This is a genomic window from Streptomyces sp. NPDC002619, from assembly GCF_042889305.1.
GTDB lineage: Bacteria > Actinomycetota > Actinomycetes > Streptomycetales > Streptomycetaceae > Streptomyces.
The window spans coordinates 68,045-85,456 of sequence record NZ_JBIAQV010000013.1 but is presented as its reverse complement, the minus strand read 5'-3'; the positions used below and the strand labels follow the sequence as shown (position 1 = coordinate 85,456).

General features: G+C 69.3%; 16 protein-coding genes. 2 read left to right on the top strand and 14 right to left on the bottom strand.

Annotation, left to right across the window (positions count from 1 at the left end; genetic code table 11):
- Position 1: 1 nt before the first annotated feature.
- The 3 genes from nadD to ACFYXB_RS21665 all read right to left on the bottom strand — a co-directional run bounded on the left by nadD (position 2) and on the right by ACFYXB_RS21665 (position 1,212).
- Positions 2–676, bottom strand: coding sequence for a nicotinate-nucleotide adenylyltransferase (gene nadD / locus ACFYXB_RS21675; RefSeq protein ID WP_351351156.1), 675 nt, complete (start codon positions 674–676; stop codon positions 2–4).
- Positions 677–765: 89 nt separating this feature from the next.
- Entirely contained in the window at positions 766–930 is a 165-nt protein-coding gene (locus tag ACFYXB_RS21670) for a hypothetical protein (RefSeq protein ID WP_389584726.1), read from the bottom strand.
- Positions 931–1,050: 120 nt separating this feature from the next.
- Positions 1,051–1,212: a hypothetical protein gene (locus ACFYXB_RS21665; RefSeq protein ID WP_351351150.1), complete on the bottom strand. Its 162-nt coding sequence runs from the start codon at positions 1,210–1,212 to the stop codon at positions 1,051–1,053.
- A 103-nt stretch (positions 1,213–1,315) separates the two neighbouring features.
- Between ACFYXB_RS21665 and ACFYXB_RS21660 the strand changes: the two genes are divergently transcribed.
- The gene (locus ACFYXB_RS21660) at positions 1,316–2,416 is read left to right on the top strand and encodes a M48 family metallopeptidase (protein WP_389584961.1); all 1,101 of its coding nucleotides are present in this window, start codon (positions 1,316–1,318) and stop codon (positions 2,414–2,416) included.
- Positions 2,417–2,425: 9 nt separating this feature from the next.
- Here ACFYXB_RS21660 and ACFYXB_RS21655 read toward each other — a convergent pair whose 3' ends face one another.
- The 5 genes from ACFYXB_RS21655 to proB form a co-directional block, all read right to left on the bottom strand.
- On the bottom strand, positions 2,426–3,496 hold the full coding sequence (locus ACFYXB_RS21655; RefSeq protein ID WP_389584723.1) for a hypothetical protein: 1,071 nt from the start codon (positions 3,494–3,496) through the stop codon (positions 2,426–2,428).
- Between the two features lie 89 nt (positions 3,497–3,585).
- The gene (locus tag ACFYXB_RS21650) at positions 3,586–4,182 is read right to left on the bottom strand and encodes a hypothetical protein (RefSeq protein ID WP_389584720.1); all 597 of its coding nucleotides are present in this window, start codon (positions 4,180–4,182) and stop codon (positions 3,586–3,588) included.
- A 58-nt stretch (positions 4,183–4,240) separates the two neighbouring features.
- Positions 4,241–5,527, bottom strand: a complete 1,287-nt coding sequence (locus tag ACFYXB_RS21645) for a glutamate-5-semialdehyde dehydrogenase (RefSeq protein ID WP_389584717.1) — start codon at positions 5,525–5,527, stop codon at positions 4,241–4,243.
- Between the two features lie 148 nt (positions 5,528–5,675).
- On the bottom strand, positions 5,676–6,137 hold the full coding sequence (locus tag ACFYXB_RS21640) for a hypothetical protein (protein ID WP_351351138.1): 462 nt from the start codon (positions 6,135–6,137) through the stop codon (positions 5,676–5,678).
- Between the two features lie 137 nt (positions 6,138–6,274).
- Positions 6,275–7,381, bottom strand: a complete 1,107-nt coding sequence (gene proB / locus ACFYXB_RS21635) for a glutamate 5-kinase (protein WP_389584958.1) — start codon at positions 7,379–7,381, stop codon at positions 6,275–6,277.
- 213 nt (positions 7,382–7,594) lie between these two features.
- On the opposite strand from proB, the gene ACFYXB_RS21630 reads away from it, so the two are divergent.
- Entirely contained in the window at positions 7,595–9,022 is a 1,428-nt protein-coding gene (locus ACFYXB_RS21630; protein ID WP_389584713.1) for a polysaccharide pyruvyl transferase family protein, read from the top strand.
- A 308-nt stretch (positions 9,023–9,330) separates the two neighbouring features.
- On the opposite strand, the gene ACFYXB_RS21625 is transcribed toward ACFYXB_RS21630, so the two are convergent.
- From ACFYXB_RS21625 to rplU, 6 genes are all read right to left on the bottom strand, one after another.
- Positions 9,331–10,569, bottom strand: a complete 1,239-nt coding sequence (locus ACFYXB_RS21625) for a glycosyltransferase family 2 protein (RefSeq protein ID WP_389584711.1) — start codon at positions 10,567–10,569, stop codon at positions 9,331–9,333.
- A gap of 300 nt (positions 10,570–10,869) precedes the next feature.
- Positions 10,870–12,990, bottom strand: coding sequence for a hypothetical protein (locus ACFYXB_RS21620; RefSeq protein WP_389584955.1), 2,121 nt, complete (start codon positions 12,988–12,990; stop codon positions 10,870–10,872).
- Positions 12,991–13,157: 167 nt separating this feature from the next.
- Entirely contained in the window at positions 13,158–14,657 is a 1,500-nt protein-coding gene (locus tag ACFYXB_RS21615) for an SDR family NAD(P)-dependent oxidoreductase (protein WP_389584708.1), read from the bottom strand.
- Positions 14,658–15,109: 452 nt separating this feature from the next.
- Positions 15,110–16,546, bottom strand: a complete 1,437-nt coding sequence (gene obgE, locus ACFYXB_RS21610; protein WP_351351129.1) for a GTPase ObgE — start codon at positions 16,544–16,546, stop codon at positions 15,110–15,112.
- Positions 16,547–16,669: 123 nt separating this feature from the next.
- On the bottom strand, positions 16,670–16,924 hold the full coding sequence (gene rpmA, locus ACFYXB_RS21605; RefSeq protein WP_023550764.1) for a 50S ribosomal protein L27: 255 nt from the start codon (positions 16,922–16,924) through the stop codon (positions 16,670–16,672).
- 13 nt (positions 16,925–16,937) lie between these two features.
- Positions 16,938–17,258 (bottom strand): 50S ribosomal protein L21, encoded by a 321-nt coding sequence (gene rplU / locus ACFYXB_RS21600; RefSeq protein WP_351351126.1) that lies wholly within the window; start codon positions 17,256–17,258, stop codon positions 16,938–16,940.
- Positions 17,259–17,412: the final 154 nt, after the last annotated feature.

Sequence of the window (17,412 nt, the reverse complement as noted above, 5' to 3'; positions counted from 1 at the left end):
CTCACTCGCCGCGGTACAGCTCGCGCTTGTCGATGTAGCGCACGACTCCGTCCGGCACCATGTACCAGATCGGATCGCCCTTGGCGACTCTCGCACGGCAGTCTGTGGAGGAGATGGCCAGCGCCGGAACCTCGACGAGCGACACGCCGCCCTCCGGCAGCCCCGCGTCGGTCAGGTAGTGGCCGGGCCGGGTGACCCCGATGAAGTGCGCCAGGGAGAACAGCTCCTCCATGTCGCGCCAGGTCAGCAGCTGGGCGAGGGCATCGGCGCCGGTGATGAAGAAGAGGTCCGTGTCGGGGTTGAGCGCGCGCAGGTCGCGCAGGGTGTCCACGGTGTAGGTGGGGCCGCCGCGGTCGAGGTCGATACGGCTCACCGAGAACTGCGGGTTCTCGGCGGTCGCGATGACCGTCATCAGATAACGGTCCTCGGCCGGGGAGACCTTGCGGTGGGTCTTCTGCCACGGCTGGCCCGTGGGGACGAACACCACCTCGTCGAGGTGGAACTGCGCGGCGACCTCGCTGGCCGCCACGAGGTGCCCGTGGTGGATCGGGTCGAAGGTTCCGCCCATGACACCGAGACGGCGCTTGCCCGTGCGCACGGGGCCGTTGCCCGGCCTGAGCTCCGGGGCCCTCACCGTCTCGTTCGCCGGACCGGTAGGCATGTCCTGCTCTCCCATGCGTGCAGACCCTACCGGCCCGGCCTTCGGGGCCCGTTGGTCAGACCCCCTGGGTGTACGGCCCGGGACCGGGCCGTCGCAGCCAGTGGTCAGCGGTCGCGGTTGAAGCGAGTGGTGATCCACAGCAGAAGCAGCAGGATGAGGAACGCGCCGCCACCGGTGACGAGCGGGTCGAGGCTGTTGTGGTTGCCGCCGTGCCCCTCGCCCTCTGCAGCGAGAGTGACCAACTGGGCAGCGGTGCTGTGGAAGCTCATCTTCGGCAGAACCTATCCGGTGTGGGCGGGATAAAGACGTCGGCTCATCGTAAGCGGGCGACTCGGCGCCGATCACGCCGACTCCGCCGTTGGGGGCGGGCGGGGAACGATCCGGGCGCCTCAGTCGTCCTTCCGCTTGTACCCGCGCAGCAGGAACCACGCGGTCAGTACACAGCCAAGGAACATCACGACGAGTACGACGCGGAGCAGATTCCCCGCCCCCTGCTGCTGGGCGGCGCTCGCGGCCTCGGTCAGCCAGGCGGCTGCTGGGGTGTGCTCCATGGCAATGGACTCCTTTGGCTGTACTGCCCGTCCACGGTATCTCCGCCTAGGCTGGGCCCTGCCTCGGGGGCACTTGGGCACACAGACGCACATGGGGGACCACATGTCCGACGACGGCCACGAGCACAACGAGCACGAGAACGTGCCGAGCAGGCAGCGCAGGCGCTTCGCGGGGATCTCCTCGCGGGCGTACGAGCACCCGGCCGACCGCTCCGCCCTGGTGGCGCTGCGGAAGCTGAGCGGCTTCGACACGGTCTTCAAGGCGCTCAGCGGGCTGCTCCCGGAGCGCAGCCTGAGACTGCTGTTCCTTTCCGACTCGGTCCGCGTCTCGGAACAGCAGTTCTCACACCTGAACGACATGCTGCGGGACGCCTGCTACATCCTGGACCTGGAGAAGGTCCCGCCGATGTACGTCAACCAGGACCCGCAGCCGAACGCGATGTGCATCGGCCTGGACGAGCCGATCATCGTCGTCACCACCGGGCTCGTCGAGCTGCTCGACGAGGAGGAGATGCGGGCGGTCGTCGGCCACGAGGTGGGCCACGCGCTGTCCGGCCACGCGGTGTACCGCACGATTCTGCTGTTCCTGACCAGTCTGGCGCTCAAGGTCGCCTGGATCCCGCTGGGCAACTTCGCGATCATGGCGATCGTGACGGCGCTGCGCGAGTGGTTCCGCAAGTCGGAGCTGTCCGCGGACCGGGCGGGGCTGCTCGTGGGCCAGGATCTGCAGGCGTCGATGCGCGGCCTGATGAAGATCGCGGGCGGCAACCACCTGCACGAGATGAACGTGGACGCGTTCCTCCAGCAGGCCGAGGAGTACGAGTCGGGGGGCGACCTGCGCGATTCCGTGCTGAAGATCCTCAACGTGCTGCCCCGCTCCCACCCCTTCACCGTGGTCCGCGCGGCCGAGCTGAAGAAGTGGGCCGCGACCCGCGACTACCAGCGGATCATGGACGGTCACTACCCGCGGCGCGACGAGGACAAGGACACTTCGGTCAGCGACTCGTTCAAGGAGTCGGCGGCGAGCTACGCCAGTGGTGTGAAGAGCTCCAAGGACCCGCTGATGAAGCTGGTCAGCGACATCGCGGGCGGCGCCGGAGACCTGGGCGGCCGGGTGCGGCGCGGCTTCGGCGGCTTCGCGAGCCCGACACCGCCGAAGGACCGGGAGCCGGAGGACGACACCCCGCCCGGCGACGACGACTGACGCCCGCCGTCAGACCTTCGGTTCCGCCGTTGCCGCCAGCGTCCCGCACAGGGCCGTCGCACTGCCCGTGGCGTACGGATTGGTGCCCGCCGGGCCGCCGCTCCTGGCGGTCTGGCCGGCCAGCAGGGGGTGGAGGTGGTTGGCCGAGTCCTCGGCGCAGGACAGAGGCCCGGCCTGGACGTAGGAGACGACCATCTGGGTCTGGTTGGTGCGCAGGTCGGTGCGGTCGAAGCGGAACGTCAGCTCGCGGCGGACGGTGAACAGAGAGGCCTGCGCGTGGTCGGCGGCGCCGGTCGGCCGGAGCGCGTAGACGAAGGTGTGGTCCGCGGTGACCTCCAGCGTGGACGCGTCGGTCTCGGTGGCCTGGAGGGAGCCCTGGACCCGTATCTTCGGGTCGGCCAGCTCGACCTGGGCGGGGTCGAAGCGGACCACCCAACCGGTCGGCGCGTGCCGTCCGTCCGCGGCGGGATGCTCGAAGCTCTGGTCGAACTGGTCGAGTTGGCCGGGGTCGATCAGCATCCGTGCGAGCCGCACCTGGCTGCTGTCGAGCACCTCGGGGTGGAGCGAGGAGCGGGAGACATACTCCTGCGCGATGGTCAGCGCGGCCTTCACATCGCCGTCGGAGAAGTGCGCGGTGCGCCGCCAGGCGGGCAGCGGTATCCCCTCGGTGCCGACGGCGAACTGGGCGGCGGGGCTGTGCGCGTACAGCTGCTCCGCGTCCGCGGCGCCCGGCACCTTGCCCTGCGGGGAGAGCGGAATGACGGTCATCCGCAGGGGTTCGACGGACTGCCGGGCCTCGTTCGGGCCGTAGGGATGGCGTACGCCCATGTAGATCGCGGTGCCGAAGGCGACGGCGATCAGCAGGACGAGGATCAGCGCCTGCCGGGACAGCCCGCGGTGCAGGGCCGGGCGGCGGCGTACAGCGGGGGCGTGGTCGGCCATCCGCTCCTGCGCGGAGGACTCCTGGAGGCGGGCAGCACGGACGAACGACTCGTCGAAGACGACGGATCGGTATTCGTCCTCTCCACCACCGGGAGCACCCTCGGGTGTCCCCTCAGGTGGTTCTCCTGGCCCGCCCATATATTCAGAGTAGGTCTCACGAGCCTCGGGTAAACGCCCTGCTACACGACAAGTTCTGACAGGTTCTCACCAGGAACCTGCGCGGGTGTTCAGGGGGAGCGCGGGATCGCTGAGACCGCGGGCGGGTTGGAGTCCGCGGAAACGGAGGGAGCCGCCGCACTACCCTGTTCAAGGCCGGTGGAGGCGGGCTGCGGGACCTGCTCGCGGTCGCTGGAGGAGGCGCTGCGGTAAACCGCCGCGAAGGCCAGCGCGACCATGCCGACACCCATCATGAGGGCGAGCGCCCAGGCGACGGGGCGGTGCCAGCGGACGTGCTTGCCGTACGGCCCCGCGCCGTAACGGTCGTCCGGGGCGTCCGGGCCGACAGGCTCGTCGAGGTCGCGGTCGTGGCCGGGATCGTGGTGGTCGGCGTCGTACCCGTCCTCGTACCGCTCGCCTGTCGCGTGGGCGCGGCGGGCTTCTGCCTCGGAGGCCTCGGCTCTCGCCTGTGCGGCGGCCAGGAGGCGCTCCACCGCGGTCGGCTCGTGCACCACCGCCGCTCGTACGAAGGCCTCGTCGAAGACCACGGAGGCGAACTCTTCGTCCGACACCCCGCGGTCGTGGTCGTCGTCGGGCTCCCAGCCGTCAGGGAACGGCGTGCCCCCCACGTCCTCCGGCACGGATCCAGAGTAGACCTGGGGGGTCAATTTGGGCAGACGGTACGGAAATTCATCCGTCCCGTGAGACGACCGTCACGCTGTGCGGTCAGCGGCGCACATGACCGTCGCCAGTCACGATGTATTTCGTGCTGGTGAGCTCCGGCAGGCCCATCGGGCCGCGGGCGTGCAGCTTCTGCGTGGAGATGCCGATCTCTGCGCCGAAGCCGAACTCGCCGCCGTCGGTGAAGCGGGTGGAGGCGTTCACGGCGACGGTGGTGGAGTCGACCAGCCGGGTGAAGCGGCGGGCGGCCTGCTGCGAGGTGGTGACGATCGCCTCGGTGTGGCCGGAGGTCCACAGCCGGATGTGTTCGACGGCCCTGTCGAGGGAGTCGACGACGGCGGCCGCGATGTCGTACGACAGGTACTCGGTCTCCCAGTCCTCCGGGGTCGCCTCGACCACGGTCGCCTTGGAGTCCTTGCCGTACGCCAGCACGCGTTCGTCGGCGTGCACCGTCACGCCGGCCTCCGCGAGCGCGTCGAGGGCGCGCGGCAGGAACGCCGGGGCGATGTCCTGGTGGACCAGGAGGGTCTCGGCGGCGTTGCAGACGCTGACGCGCTGGGCCTTGGAGTTGATCAGGATCTCGATCGCCATGTCGATGTCGGCGTGGGCGTCGACGTAGACGTGGCAGTTGCCGGTGCCGGTCTCGATGACCGGGACGGTGGACTCGGTGACGACGGCCTGGATGAGGGAAGCGCCGCCGCGCGGAATGAGCACGTCGACCAGGCCGCGGGCGCGCATCAACTCGCGCACGCTCTCGCGGCTCTCGCCGGGCACGAGCTGTACGGCGTCTGCGGGCAGTCCGGCGCCGCCGACGGCGTCCCGGATCACCCGGACGAGAGCGGTGTTCGACTCGTATGCGGACGCCGAGCCGCGCAGCAGCACCGCGTTGCCGGACTTCAGGCAGAGGGCGGCGGCGTCGACGGTGACGTTCGGCCGGGCCTCGTAGATGATGCCGACGACACCGAGCGGGACGCGGACCTGGCGCAGATCGATGCCGTTGGGGAGGGTGGAGCCGCGGACGACCTCGCCGACCGGGTCGGGCAGCGCGGCGACGTCCCGCACGTCGGAGGCGATGGCGCGCACCCGCTCGGGTGTGAGGGTGAGCCGGTCGACGATGGCCTCGCTGGTGCCGGCCTCGCGGGCCTTGGCGATGTCCAGGGCGTTGGCCTCGACGATCTCGCTCGTACGGACCTCCAGGGCGTCCGCGATGGCGAGCAGCGCGTCGTCCTTCAGGGCGCGCGGGAACGGCGCGAGGTCGGCGGCGGCGGCCTTGGCGCGGTACGCGGCCTGGGTGACCGGGGACATCGAGTCGTACGGCGAAAGCGTCGTCATGGGGGAAGGGTAGTGCGCGGGCGATGACGGTTCAGCAGTTGTCCCACACCCCGAGACGCCCCTTTTGCGCCTAAACCGGCGCCGCTTTCGCGGACCTGCTTACTCGCCGTAGGGGTTTCTCAATTGATGGTTACGGTCCGCGTTCGGTTCAAAACGGATGTACCCCAACCGGCGTTGCCGGTGGCGGGCCGTAGCCCTCGGCGAGGCGTTGGTGGTAGGTCTCGCGGTCTATGACCTCGAGGCCGACGATCTCCCAGGCGGGCAGCCCAGCGGTCTGGCGGTGCTCGCCCCACAGGCGCAGCGCCACGGCGGCCGCGTCGTGCAGGTCGCGGGCCTCTTCCCAGTAGCGGATCTCGGCGTGGTCGCCGGCGTAGCGGCTGGTCAGCAGGAAGGGGTGGTCGTGGGCGAGCTGTTCCAGGGCCCGCCGCAGGTCCTTGAGGGGGACCTCCTCGCCCGAGACGCTGAGGGTGACGTGCCACAGTCGGGGCAGGTCCTTCGGAGCCTGGTAGCGGTCGCCGGCCGCGACGCTCGTCAAGGGGCGCTCCTCCCCGGCGGCTCGCGAGCTGGAACCACCGCGGGACGCCGCCGCCCCAGGGCGTACTCGTCTCACGACAGCCTCCTTCGCGCAGCGCTTGTGCGGGAACGTGTCCCTCAAACACGTCCCTGAGACAAAGTTGAGCAGGCCGCACGGCTCCGTGGGGCGGTTTTACGGAACGTCCCCCACCGGGGTCGGTGGTTGCGCCCGGTTTACGGGTGCAGGATCACCAGGTCGTCCCTGTGTACGACCTCCCGTTCGTACGCCGCTCCCAGCTCGCGCGCCAGCTCCCGCGTCGAACGCCCGATCAGCTGAGGGATCTCCTTGGCGTCGAAGCTGACGAGCCCGCGGGCTACCGCATGCCCCCGCACGTCGCGCAGCTCGACCGGGTCGCCGGCGCTGAACTCCCCCTCGACAGCGGCGATTCCGGCGGGCAGCAGCGACTTGCGGCGCTCGACGACCGCGCGCACGGCGCCGTCGTCCAGGGTCAGCGCGCCCTGCGGGGTGGAGGCGTGCTGGAGCCACAGCAGCCGGTCGGCGGAGCGCTTGCCGGTGGGGCGGAAGTAGGTGCCGGTGTCGCCGCCGGTCAGCGCCTCGGCCGCGTGGACCGCACTGGTGAGGACGACGGGGATGCCGGCGGCGGCCGCGATCCGGGCGGCCTCGACCTTGGTGACCATGCCGCCGGTGCCGACGCCCGCCTTGCCCGCGCTGCCGATCTCGATGCCGTCGAGGTCGGCGGGCCCGCGCACCTCCGCTATCCGCGAGGTGCCGGGCTTGCTGGGGTCGCCGTCGTACACGCCGTCGACGTCGGAGAGCAGCACCAGCAGGTCGGCGTGGACGAGGTGGGCGACAAGGGCGGCGAGGCGGTCGTTGTCGCCGAATCGGATCTCGTCGGTGGCGACGGTGTCGTTCTCGTTGACGACCGGGAGGGCCCCCATCGCGAGGAGCTTGTCGAGGGTGCGCGAGGCGTTGCGGTGGTGGGCGCGGCGGCTCATGTCGTCGGAGGTGAGCAGGACTTGGCCGACGCGGACGCCGTAGCGGGCGAAGGAGGCGGTGTAGCGGGCGACGAGCAGGCCCTGGCCGACGCTGGCGGCGGCCTGCTGACGGGCGAGGTCGCGGGGCCGGCGGCGCAGTCCGAGCGGGGCGAGGCCGGCGGCGATGGCGCCGGAGGAGACGAGGACGATCTCGCGCTCGCCGCCGCTGCGACTCTTGGCGAGGACGTCGACGAGCGCGTCCACGCGGTCGGCGTCCAGGCCCCCGGACGCGGTGGTCAGCGACGAGGAACCGATCTTGACGACGATCCTGCGGGCCTCGCCCACGGCCTGCCTTGCCCCAGCCACCTTGCCCTCTGTCCCCTCATGCCCCCGTCGCGTCCCTGCCCGGCAATCTACGCGAAGGGGGCCGTGCGCCGCGCATCGGTCCAGCCCCCGGACACGCGCCCCGTAACCGTTTGCTCACGCATCGCAAACTGCAAAAAGGTTGTACTGATTGCTTATAGAAATCAAAAACCACGTAAACATATTGTGACGTCTGTGTCGTCTACAGTCCGCCCCCAGCGCATCCTCCTCAGATCGGGGAAGAGCCCCTTCGACGCGATTCCGGTGGAGGAAGCCCTCCACAAGAACGTGATCGCCACCAACTCCGGCAATCTGATCTTCAGTGATGCCGCTCACAAGATCCTTGAGACTCCGGGCACCGAGGTGGTCTCGAACCACATGCGCGTCGACGTGACCGCGGCCGGCCGGATCAACGAGGAGTACGACGCCTTCGTCGTGCCGCTCGCCAACGCGTTCCGGCCCTCGTTCACGGAGCCCCTGCAGAAGCTGACGCAGCTCATCGGCAAGCTGAAGATCCCGGTCGTCGTCCTCGGCGTCGGGGCGCAGGCCGACGTGGGCTTCCACGCGGAGCGGCTCAAGCCGATGGAGCCCGTCGTGCGCGACTTCGTCTCCGCGGTGCTGGACCGCAGCGCGTCCATCGGCGTGCGGGGCGAGTTCACCGAGAAGTACCTGAAGGACATGGGCTTCAGGGACGTCGAGGTCATCGGCTGCCCCTCGATGTTCATGTGGGGCAAGGAACTCGCGGTGCACAAGCGCGTGGAGGCGCTGACCACGGACTCCCGCATCTCGATCAACGGCTCGCACAACGCCGTGAAGAACCAGGGCCTGGACAGGATCATCCTCCAGACCCATGCGCGCTATCCCAACCTGCGCTTCGTCGGCCAGAACCTCTCCGACGCCCAGCAGATGCACTGGCGCGATCTGTCGGACCGCAACAGCAAAGTGGTCGGGATGCCGACCCATCCCGACCACCCGATGTACCGGGAGGACAAGGTCCGGATCTACGTCGACCCGGTGCGCTGGATCGACGACCTGCGCGGCTTCGACTTCTCCTTCGGCTCCCGCATTCACGGCAATATCGCGGCGCTGCTGGCCGGCACGCCCGCGACGGTGCTGTGCAGCGACTCGCGCACGCTGGAGCTGTGCCGTTACTTCGACATCCCGCACCGGACGCTGTCCGAGGTGTCCGAGGACGTCGACCCGGCGCGGCTGTACGAAGAGGCGGACTTCGGCGCGCTGGTCGGCGGCCACCAGGAGCGCTTCGAGCGGTTCATCAGCTTCCTCGACGTGAACGGTCTGAAGAACACCTTCACGCACGGCGACGGCGGCGCGGCCTTCGAACAGCGCATGAAGTCGCTGAAGTTCCCGGAGGGCATACGCCCCTGGAACGACGCCGACATCGCCTCGATGGTCTCCCGGTTCGGCTGGCTGCATTCCCGGGTCAGCCAACTGTCCAAGGACAACGCCCAGTTGAAGCGCGAGCTGACTCGCGTCAAGGCGAACGCGAAGGGCGCGGCCAAGGCGGCGGCCGTGGCGCAGGTGCCGACCGTGACCGTGCGCAGCCCGTCGGTCTACCGCCGCGCACGGCGCGCGATGGGCCGGGCGCTGCAGTCGGGGCGTTAGGGCCTGTTGCGAAAGTCCCGTCGTCCGTCCGAAGGGCGGCCCCGGCGGCGTCGTGGGGGTCCCCCCGCTCGAGCGAAGCCGAGAGTGGGGGAGCCTGCTCTCGGCGTGCCGGGTGCAGGCCCTCGTACTGGACGTACTCGGGTCTGTGCCCGGTGCGGCGAGTGGGGGCACCTCCCACGCCCTTCAGGCAGTGGGGGAGCGTGCATGGCGTCACCGGGCAGGCGGGACTTTCGCAACAGGCCCTAGACCCCGTCGGCCTGACGGCAGACGAGTCCGGTCCCGTGCGCGGGACCGGACTTCTGCGTGTGTCAGGCCGCCGCGGCCCCGAAGCCGTCCGCCGGCCGGGAGCGCCGTACCTTCCGCAGCGCGCGCCGCAGGAAGGAGTTCGCGGCGACCTCGCGGTAGCCCTCGAAGGCGCGGGCCTCGCGTGCTTCGGCGAGGTAGAGGAAGTCGGGGAGGCCGGCCGCGCGAGAGCGGAAGTGCGGGTAGACGAGGTAGACCCGGGTGCCCCGCTTCTCGATGACGGCGGCGGCCTGCCGCTTGGCCCGAAGGAACTCCACGACGTCCACGAGGAGATCGGGCCGCCCCACGGCCACCAGGTGCAGCCTGAGGCGCTCGTGGACCCTGAGGCGGCGGGCCACCTCGGGGTTCCAGTGGGCGTCCATGAGCGGCTTGGCCAGCTCGAACTTGCGCCGTCTGACGTCCTCGGAGTCCTTGAGGAACTTCGGGCCGAACTGCGGCAGCAGGGTCACCAGGAAGGGCCGGACCATGAGTGTGTCGCGCTGGGGGCCGGCCGGGACCATCTCGGCTATGAGGTTCGTCAGGGCGCGCGCGGAGTCGAAGCGGAGCGTGTAACTGCCGCTCTTGGTCACGTGCTTGCCGTCGTCGCGGCCCACCAGGTAGTAGCAGGTGTAGTCGGCGAGCACCGAGACTCCGTCGGCCCGCAGATAGGCCTCCATCGTGAACAGCGCGTCCTCGCCAGTCCACAGCGACTCGTCGAAGCGCATGTTGTGCCGCTCCAGCAGCTCGCGTCGGAACAGCTTCTGCGCGCTGAGCGTGAACTTGATGTTGGAGGAGAACACGTCGGTACGGTCGAGGGTCTTGCCCCACATCGACTTCGGCGGCGTTCGGTTGATCCCCTCGACCCGGCCCAGGACCACGTCTGTGCCGTTCCTGTCGGCCATGGCGACCAGGCGCTCCAGGGCCTTGGGCCCGAGTCGGTCGTCGGCGTCGAGGAAGAACACGTACCGTCCGACCGCCTTGTCGAGCCCGACGTTGCGCGGGCCGCTGGGGCCGCCGGAGTTGTCCTGCCGGACCACCGTGACCGGCATGGGGGCGCGGGCGGCGAAGTCCACCAGGTACTCCCCCGTGCCGTCGGTCGAGCCGTCGTCGATCGCGATGACCTCGATACGCGCTGGGTCGATGGTCTGCGCCTCGACGGACGCCAGGCACTCGACCAGGTACGGCATCGCTTCGTACGCCCCGATGATCACACTCACATCAGGCTGCGTCACGCCGGTCACGTTTTCCCCTTGTCCATGGAACATTTCCCCCGCATCGCCTTAATGGCAACTCGCTAGACGACCCGCCGGGCGAGCCGGTTGCCTTACGGCACCCAATCAGTGGCTTACGTCACACATCTGGGCGACGGGGGAGTCTTCAGCGGGTCACACCGGAGAGTACGGGCGGCCGGTAAGAGCTGCTCACGGTGAACGAGAGGCAGAGGTAAGAAGAACCGGAAAGAAACCTGAACACGGGAGAGCGGGGGTGCGGGAAAGGGAAAAGGCCCGGCCCCGGGATTTCTCCTCGGGGGCCGGGTCTGGTACTCCCAGGCCGGTCGGGGCTGGTCAGCCCGCCGTGACGCCGTCCGTCTCGCCGGTGGCCGACCGGCGCTGTCCGGGCAGCGCATTCGCCAGTTGCGCCTCCTCGGCAGCGCCGCCGGCGGTGTGCGCCCGTTGACCGACGTTGCGCGCCTCGGCCTTGCGGGCGAGGTCGGCCACCGCGCCGTTGAACTGCTCGATGGACGTCGGCTCGTCCGGGCCCAGCAGATACCGCTTGAGCTCCGTGCGGTCCCCGGCCAGCGTGTCGGCCGACGGATCGCGTACGGCGTCCAGCAGGCCGCCCAGCTCCTTGGCGCTGTTGGACAGGATCACCGCGGCGCGCACCGCCGTGTTCTGCCGCTTGAACTCCTCGACGCCGAGCTCGGCGGAGTCCGTGACGGCGTACGGCTTGCCGCTCGCGATGAAGTCGGAGACCACGCTGGAGATGTCGGAGACCATCGCGTCGGAGACGTTGAAGCAGTCGTACAGACGCGGCTCTGCGCCCGTGATGACCCGGTGCTCGTACGCCGGGAAGGAGCGCCAGTAGGCCTCGTTCCACTCGTCGCGCAGCCGGGCGATCTCCTCGTGCTTCTCGACGTCCACCACGCCGTCGCGGGTGGCCTCCGCCTCGTCGCCCTTGTCGCCGGAGCCGGAGGACCCGGCGGAGCCGGACAGCTCGGCCAGGCGGGCCTCGATCCGGGGCAGCTCGGCCTTGGCCTTCGCCTGCGCGGCGGTGTCTGCGGGGAAGCGGGCGTCGGCGGCGCGCTCGACGGCCGCCTTCTCGACGAGGGCGGTGATGCGCCGGTGGGCGGCGCCCGCCTGGGCGCTGACGGTGCCGGTGAAGGGGTGCGGCTTGTACAGGACGCGGACCGGCGGGTCGGCCTTCACCAGCTTCTTCACGATGTTCTCACCGGCGAGCACGAGCGAGGTGTTGCCGGGGTTGTCGTCCCAGCCCTCCCAGGTGGGCGCGTACAGGACCGTGGGGCAGTATCCATCAGCGGCTCCGCCGCGGGGGCCCTCGGGCACGCCCTTCCGGCCCTGGATGGACGCCAGCTGCGGGCGGCCGACCTCGACGATGTCGTCGTCGCGGACGCCGACGTCGGCGATGGCGTACCGGTCGCGGCCCGCACGGCCCGCGGTCCACACCTCGTCGTACACCTTGCTGAACGGGTTGACGCTGGCCAGCTTGTCGCTGTCGCCGTGGCCGATGAAGACGTGCTTCATGGTCGGGACGCGCAGCAGGTGGATGTTCTTGCCGACGTTCGCCGCGTACAGCGCGACGCGTACGTTCGACAGGTCCAGGTTCATCAGGTGCACACCGCCGGGCACGCAGATCACGGGGACCGTGGTGGGGGCCAGACTCTGCAGGATGACCCGCTCGCGCAGGATGATCAGCGGCCGGGTGTCCAGCTGCTCCATCGTCTCCAGCCACATGTTGACCTGGTACGCGGAGTCCTTGGAGCCGGAGAAGTAGAGCACCGTCTCCGGCTTGTAGGCGGCCAGCCAGTCGTCGACGGCGGCCAGCACCTTCTCGGCGTTCGGCGGGATCCTGCGGCCGCGCACGTACGGCATGAGCGCGAGGACGTACAGGCTGCCCAGGGCGACCGTGAGGCCGATGCCGGCGTAGCCGTACACGGACGTGTCCAATGCCGCGGCGACGAGTATGCCGGTGACCGCGAAGAGGTCGAGGTGGAGGATCTTCTCGGCGGAGCGGTCGAGCAGCCGGCGCGGCGGGGCGTCCGGGATGCGGATGCGGGACTTCACGTCCACGTTGCGCGTGGCGACCGGCATCCGGCGGCGGTTGCGGATCAGGGTGACCAGCGCGCCGTGCGGGGCCTGCAGACCGTAGAACGCGATGAAGCAGGCGATGGCGCCGTAGTAGAGCAGGTTGTCCGCGAGGGACAGCCGGGCCAGCAGCAGGACGAGCAGGAGCTGCCGGATCAGGAAGCGGATCGACAGACCGGCCCGCACCTTGCTGAGGCGGTTGACCAGATAGCTGCCCTTGCGGTGCAGATAGTGGTCCGCCAGGTACGTCACGGCGGCCGCGGCGGCGAAGGCGTACACACTCGGGACGAGCGCGGCCACCATGAGCGCCGGGAAGCCCAGGATCATCAGAGCCGCCGCGGCCAGCTCGGCCGCGCTTCCCACCCGGGCGATGCGAATAGCGGTGGATATCACGGAGAACCTTTTGCAGACAAAAAGGCCGGAATGAGACCTTGCGGACGATCTGGAAGTCTTACGGATTCAGGCCCCTGTGAATGCTCCGCGAACGCGCAGCCACAGAGGCCTGAATAACAGATGTCAATTGCAGCTGATTATGCCACGCCGTCCTGGCGGTCCAGGACACTGGCCAGTGCCTGTTCGAAGCCGGAGGCCTGGCCGGCCGCCGCCGTCGGGTCCTGCTGGCGTACGTCGATGACGTGTCCGGTGAGCTCGGAGAGCAGCACATCGAGCGAGGTGCGGGCCACGGCCTCGGAGGAGAGCAGGCTGCCCGCGGGCTCCTGGCCGAAGGCCTTGGTACGCATGGGGGTGGCGGTGCGCTCGGGGTTGATGCAGTTGACGCGGATGGCGTCGCCGGCCCACTCGTCGGACAGGGCCTGGGTGAGGTTCACCATGGCGGCCTTGGTCGAGGAGTAGAGGCTGTACTCGGCGCGGCCGCGGGTGTAACTGCTGGAGGTGTACAGCAGCAGCTGGCCCTTGGTCTCGGCCAGGTACTTGTACGCCGATCGCGCGATCTGCACCGGGGCCAGGTAGTTGACCTTCAGCGCCTCCTCGATGGTGGCGTTGTCGGTCTCGGCGAGCTTGCCGATGCGCAGCACGCCCGCGGTGTTGACGACGTAGTCGATCCGGCCGGTCTCCGCGTACGCCTTGGACAGCGCGTCGTCCACCTCCTCCGGGTTCTCCACGTGCGTTCCGGTGGTGGAGCGGCCGAGCGCGTAGACGTTCGCGCCGTAGGACCCGGCGAGTTCGGCGATGTCCTTGCCGATGCCGTAGGAGCCGCCGAAGATCACGACCGTCCTGCCGGTGAGGAGCGCGCGGTAGTCCTCCTCGCCGTTCTGCTCGGGGGCGGCGGTGGAGGCGAGCTGGAAGAGCTTGTCGGCGAGGAAGACGTCGACGGGCTGCGTCACCTTCATGTTGTATTCGTCACCCGCGACGACGTGGATCGGCACGTCCGGCAGGTACTTGAGCACGACCGAGCAGTCGTCCGTGGCCTGGAAGTTGGGGTCACCGGCGGCGACCTGGTAGGCGCGGCGGATCGTGGAGAGCTTGAAGGCCTGCGGGGTCTGGCCGCGGCGCAGCCGGGAGCGGTCCGGGATCTCGGTGATGAACTCGCCGTCCTCACCGTGCGTGCGCGTGACGATGATGGTGTCGGCGGACGGGATGGCGACGTCGACGGCCTGGTAGCGCTCCAGGGCGGTCACGCAGTCGTCGATGACGCGCTCCGACAGCAGGGGGCGTACGGCGTCGTGGAAGAGGACGTTGAGGTCCTCGCCCTCGGCCAGGCCCTCGCCGAGGGCCGCGATGGCGCGCTCGGTGGTCTCGTTCCGCGTGGAGCCGCCCTCGATGATTTTCTTGACCTTCGTGAACCCGGCCTTGGCGACGATCTTCTCGATGTCCGGCACATAGCCCGGCGCCATCAGCACGATGACGTCGTCGATCGAGTCCGCCTTCTCGAAGGTGGTCAAGGTGTGCTCGACGACTGCCTTGCCGGCGATCTTCAGCAACTGCTTGGGGATCGACAGACCCACCCGCTGACCGGTGCCACCGGCCAGGATCACTGCGGTGGTACGGGGCTTGGCTATGTGCTGGGACACAGGTGACCTACCTTGGGGCGTCAGGGAACGCCGAAATGGTCCCACTTCGAGTAACCGCTGTGCAAGGTGAGCGCCCTCCGCTGCATATGTGCCCGCAACCTGTCATTCACCTTGTGCTGCTGGTGATGCGCACTGTCCCCCATGGAACACCGCCGGCATTGCTGTGAGTAACTCCACAGGTCTTTGCAATTGCAGTACGTGACGCCCCATCGGCTCAGCGGCACAATTGCGTCGCGTTTCGGTCTCGGTCCGGGCAAGAGAGCGGGGTGGGGCTCGGATGAGCCTCAGGGCGGTACAGCCGGCCCGACGGACCTTGCCCTCGGGGCGAAGGGTGCGTTCGCGTGTATCGCCGCCCGGGGAGCCCACTGTTGACCGAGGCACACGAAGGGGGCCCGGCGTCGGTCGGCCGACGCCGGGCCCCCTTCGTGTCACACCGTTAGGAACGGCTCGAGTCAGAACGGCTCGAAGTCGTCGAACTCCCGCAGGGCCTCGTCCCGTTCCGCCTCCCGGTCGCGGCGCCGCTGTGCCGCCGGACGCGGCTCCTCGAGACGGTGGTCCTCGCCACGCCGGCCGAGCATCTCCGCGCCGGCCATCACCGACGGCTCCCAGTCGAAGACGACCGCGTTCTCCTCGGGGCCGATGGCGACGCCGTCGCCGGAGCGGGCGCCCGCCTTCATCAACTGCTCTTCCACACCGAGGCGGTTGAGGCGGTCGGCGAGATAGCCAACGGCCTCGTCGTTGTTGAAGTCGGTCTGGCGGACCCAGCGTTCGGGCTTCTCGCCGCGCACCCGGAACAGCCCGTCCTCCTCCTGCGTCACCGTGAAGCCCGAGTCGTCGACGGCCTTCGGCCGGATGACGATCCGCGTCGCCTCCTCCTTCGGCCGCGCCGCCCGCGCCCGGCCCACCAGCTCGCCGAGCGCGTACGTCAGCTCCTTCAGTCCGGAGTGCGCCACCGCCGACACCTCGAAGACGCGGTAACCGCGCGACTCCAGCTCGGGCCGCACCATGTCCGCCAGGTCCTTGCCGTCCGGTACGTCGATCTTGTTCAGGACGACGATGCGCGGACGGTTGCCGAGGCCGCCGTACTGCTTCAGCTCCTCCTCGATGACATCGAGGTCGGAGACCGGGTCGCGGTCGGACTCCAGCGTGGCCGTGTCCAGCACATGAACCAGCACACTGCACCGCTCGACGTGCCGCAGGAACTCCAGGCCGAGCCCCTTGCCCTGGCTGGCGCCGGGGATGAGCCCCGGCACGTCGGCGATGGTGTACACGGTCTCGCCCGCCGTCACGACACCCAGGTTGGGGACGAGGGTGGTGAACGGATAGTCCGCGATCTTCGGCTTGGCCGCGCTCAGCACCGAGATCAGCGAGGACTTGCCCGCGCTCGGATAGCCGACCAGCGCCACGTCGGCGACCGTCTTCAGCTCCAGGACGACGTCCTGCAGATCCCCCGGCACACCGAGCAGCGCGAACCCGGGCGCCTTGCGCCGGGCCGAGGCAAGCGCTGCGTTGCCGAGGCCGCCCCGGCCGCCCTGCGCGGCGATGTACGAGGTGCCGTGCCCGACCAGGTCGGCGAGCACATTGCCCGCCTTGTCGAGGACGACCGTGCCGTCCGGCACCGGCAGGACCAGGTCCTGGCCGTCCTTGCCGGCGCGGTTGCCGCCCTCGCCGGGCTTGCCGTTGGTGGCCTTGCGGTGCGGGGAGTGGTGGTAGTCGAGCAGCGTGGTGACGGACTGGTCGACGGTCAGGATCACGTCGCCGCCGCGTCCGCCGTTGCCGCCGTCGGGTCCGCCGAGCGGCTTGAACTTCTCGCGGTGGACGGAGGCACAGCCGTGACCTCCGTTACCCGCGGCGACATGCAGTTCGACGCGGTCCACGAAGGTGGTCATGGTGGGGTGCCTCCAGCTGAATTACGGAATGTCTTCTGCTTAACACGCGAAAGGCGGACCCGCCTTCCCGACCGGGAAGTGAGGTCCGCCTCGCGAAGCGAAACGTTCGGTCGAAACCTGGGATCAGGCGACCGGAACGATGTTCACGACCTTGCGGCCACGGTGAGTACCGAACTCCACCGCACCGGCCTGCAGCGCGAACAGCGTGTCGTCGCCGCCACGACCGACGCCGGCGCCCGGGTGGAAGTGCGTGCCGCGCTGACGGACCAGGATCTCACCCGCGTTGACGACCTGACCGCCGAAGCGCTTCACGCCGAGCCGCTGGGCGTTGGAGTCGCGACCGTTCCGGGTGGACGATGCGCCCTTCTTGTGTGCCATGTCTCCTCAGTCCTTACTTCGCAGCCGCGGGGATCTCGGTGACCTTGATCGCCGTGTACTGCTGGCGGTGGCCCTGCCGACGACGGTAGCCGGTCTTGTTCTTGTAGCGCAGAATGTCGATCTTCTGGCCCTTGTGGTGGTCCACGACCTCGGCCTGGACCTTGATCCCGGCCAGCACCCACGGGTCGCTGGTCACGGTCTCGCCGTCGACAACGAGCAGGGTCGAGAGCTCGACCGTGTCGCCAACCTGGGCGGTGGAAATCTTGTCAACCTCAACGATGTCGCCGACAGCAACCTTGTGCTGGCGACCACCGCTGCGCACGATGGCGTACACGCGGATCTCACTCTCTCGCTCGGGAACGGCACCCCCGCAGTCCAGCCGCCCGGCACGCGGGCAGCCTCTCCGGAACACCCAGTGCTCTGGAGGAAGAGGTTTACGGGGATGTGGCGTGTCCATATCTGCGGACACGCCGACAGTCAAGGTTACG